Source organism: Aliidongia sp. (assembly GCF_035943795.1).
GTDB lineage: Bacteria > Pseudomonadota > Alphaproteobacteria > ATCC43930 > CGMCC-115725 > Aliidongia.
The window spans coordinates 1-3,306 of record NZ_DASZBY010000065.1; the positions used below are offsets into that span (position 1 = coordinate 1).

A 3,306-nucleotide genomic window follows, 5' to 3' on the forward strand; every position below is an offset into this window, starting at 1 on the left:
CGCCGACAGCGGCGAGCGCATCAGCGGTTTGCGCCCGTCGCGCAGCACGAACTCGACATAGTTGCCGGCCGAACTTACCGCCAGAATGTCGTCGAACGGCACACGCAGCAGCCGCGTGCCGTCGCGGATGTCGAAGAGCGCGCGGCCCCCGGACGGCGCGGCGCGGGCCTCGAGACGTTGTCCGGCCATCGAGAAAGCCAGCATCGCCAGGCCGTAAGCGATCGCGTCCCGCGGGAATTCGTAGATGTAGTCGCCCGGGAAATCGCCGCCGTAATGCCACCCCACGGTCCAGTAGATGATCTTCCGCAGCACGGTGAACCCGGTGACATGGGCGGCCGAGAATGTGATCAGCGCCGCGGCATGACCGAGAAGAGTGCGCGGTCGTAGCGGTCCAGGCTGGCGCCAGGCAAGCCAGGGGAGCCAGAGAAGTGACAGCAGCATCACCAGGCTGGTGATCTCGCCGATGATCGGGACGATGGGGCGCAGCTCCGGCCGGTCATGCAGGATGGTGATGACATCCAGGATGTTCACCCCGACGCCCACGCCGGCGAACGCGCCCCAGGCCGTCCAGAACTGTCTGCCGCTCGTCCCGGAAACCGCGCCGTTCGTCCCAAGCCATTGCCGCCAATCACCAATCCGGCGCAGGCCGCCCCAGCCATCTTTCAGGTGCGGGGCGGGCGGACCAGATTGCGGCTGTGGATTCAGCGGCTGGGACATGCCTCCAATATAGGCGGCTCCAGCCGGGTTGCGGGAGAGGTTCATGAAGGATTGGGTATTCGGATTGCTGGTGGCTGCGGCGGTCTGTTGTGGCGCAGCCCATGCTGCAGAGCCGGGCTGGCCGGCCTATGGCGGCGACCAGGGCGGTCAGCGGCATTCGGCGGCGGCCCAGATCACGCCCGCCAATGTCGGCAATCTCGGCGTGGCGTGGAGCTACTCCACAGGTGAAGCCGGACAGCCGGACAGCAAATACTCCGCCTTCGAGAACACGCCGATCCTGAATGAGGGGCGGCTGCATGTGTGCTCGTCGTTCAACAACGCGATCGCGCTTGATCCCGGCACCGGCCGCCAGTTGTGGCGCTTCGATCCGCACGTTCCGCGCGATCTCGATCTCGCCAATTCCTACAACTGCCGGGGCGTCGCGTTCTGGCGCGTGCCGGGTGCGAGCGGCGTGTGTGCGGCGCGGATCTATCTCGGCACCAATGATTTCCGCCTGATCGCACTCGATGCGGCGACGGGAAAGCCCTGCGCGGATTTCGGCAACCGCGGGACCATCGCGATCGATCCGGGCGGCAAGGTCGAGCATGTCGGGCAGGTCGGCATCTCGTCGCCGCCCGTCGTCAGTCATGGCGTCGTCGTCGTCGGCTCGTCGATGGATGACAACCAGCGCACGCATGAACTTCCCGGCACGGTGCACGCGTTCGATGCCGTGACCGGCAAGCCGCGCTGGACCTTCGATCCGCTGGCCGGCGCGCCGTTCAAGGCTGGCTCGGCCAATGTGTGGGCGCCGATGTCGATCGACGAGGAACGCGGCCTCGTCTTCCTGCCGACGACAAGTCCGTCGCCAGACTTCTTCGGCGGCCTGCGCGTCGGCGACGATCACAATGCTGGCGCGGTGGTTGCGGTGAACATCGAGACAGGTGTGGTCGCGTGGTCATTCCAGACCGTGCATCACAACGTCTGGGACTATGACGTACCGGCGCAGCCGACGCTCGCCACCGTCACTTACAAGGGCCACACCGGGCCCGTCGTGATCCAGGGCACCAAGCAGGGGCTCATCTTCACGCTGTCGCGCGACGACGGAAAGCCGTTCATTCCGGTGGTGGAACGCAAGGTGCCGCAGGATGGTGTGCCGGGCGAGAAGCTGTCGCCGACGCAGCCCTTCCCGGTCGCGCCGCAGCCGCTCGCGCCGCATATCGTGAAGCCGGAGGATGCCTTCGGTCTCACCTTCTGGGATCGCGGCAAATGCCGCGACATGATCGCGGCCTCGCGCAATGAAGGCTGGTACACGCCGCCTTCGCTCCAGGGCACGATCATCTATCCGTTCACCGGCGGCGGCGTGAACTGGGGCGGACTGTCGTTCGATGCGGCGCATGACGTCGTCTATGTGAACACGTCGAGCGCCATCCATCGCGTCACGCTGATCCCGCGCAAGGACTACCTCGCGGTGAAGCACGCCAATCCGGGACACGAGATCTCGCCGCAGCGCGACGGGCCCTATGCGATGCGGCGCGACACGCTGCTGTCGCCGCTGGGCATGCCGTGCAATCCGCCGCCCTGGGGCCTGCTGCACGCCATCGACATGCATGACGGGCACGAGTTGTGGGCAGTGCCGCTGGGTTCGACGGAGGACCTCGCGCCGTTCTCCGAATACATCCTTGGCAAGACCGGCACGCCGAATTTCGGCGGCCCGATCTCGACGGCGTCGGGACTGGTGTTCATCGGTGCGGCGCTCGACAACTACCTGCGCGCCTTCGATGCGAAAACCGGTGCCGAGCTATGGCGCGGCCGTCTGCCCGCAGGCGGCCAGGCGACGCCGATGACCTATGTGTGGAAAGGCAAGCAATACGTCGTCATCGCCGCCGGCGGGCATGAGAAAGCCAACACCAGGCGCGGCGACACGGTGATGGCGTTTGCGTTGCAGTGATCACCTTTCATCAGCAATAACCTGTCATCCCGGAAGGCTCGCGCAGCGAGACTATCCGGGACCCATTCCCACGCTTGGCGATGGGTCCCGGATCGGCGCGATGCTGTCGCATCGCTTGTCCGGGATGACAGTTCAGCAATTGCACGCACGTCCTGATAAATTGACTTCCCTCACGGAAATGCGCGCATCATCGGCGTGCCGATTTCCTTTGAGGATGACATGGCAAACGCTCTCGATGATGCGCTCGTCTCCAACGTCACTTACGGCGACGAGAAGGAGATACACGGTCTCCTCGCTGGCCTGCGCAAGGACGATCCGGTGCACTGGACGACGCCCGAGGGCTATCGGCCATTCTGGTCGGTGACCAAACATGCCGACATCCTCGAGATCGAGAAGCTCAACGACCAGTTTCACAACGAGCCGCGCTCGGTGCTGATGAACACCGAGGCGGAACGTGATCTCGCCGCGATGTGGGGCGGTCCCGATCCGAAGACCGGCCGCGTCTCGCCGCTGCGCACGCTGATCGACATGGATGGCGCCGATCATCGTGCCTATCGCGGGCTGACACAGTCCTGGTTCATGCCACCCAACCTGCGCAAGAATCTGGAAGCGCGCACCGTCGAACTCGCGCGGCGCTATGTCGACCGCATGATGGATCTCGG

Annotated in this window: 2 protein-coding genes and 1 pseudogene; 2 read left to right on the top strand and 1 reads right to left on the bottom strand. The window is 65.2% G+C overall.

Annotated elements, in window-relative coordinates; all coding sequences use genetic code 11:
* Positions 1-717, bottom strand: a 717-nt coding sequence (locus VGV37_RS11020) for a hypothetical protein (protein WP_326879717.1), incomplete at its 3' end; no start/stop codon positions are given.
* Positions 718-760: 43 nt separating this feature from the next.
* Here VGV37_RS11020 and VGV37_RS11025 point away from each other — a divergent pair.
* Positions 761-2,644, top strand: coding sequence for a pyrroloquinoline quinone-dependent dehydrogenase (locus tag VGV37_RS11025; RefSeq protein ID WP_326879718.1), 1,884 nt, complete (start codon positions 761-763; stop codon positions 2,642-2,644).
* Positions 2,645-2,863: 219 nt separating this feature from the next.
* Positions 2,864-3,306 (top strand): annotated as a pseudogene (locus VGV37_RS11030) (hypothetical protein); the annotation flags it as partial.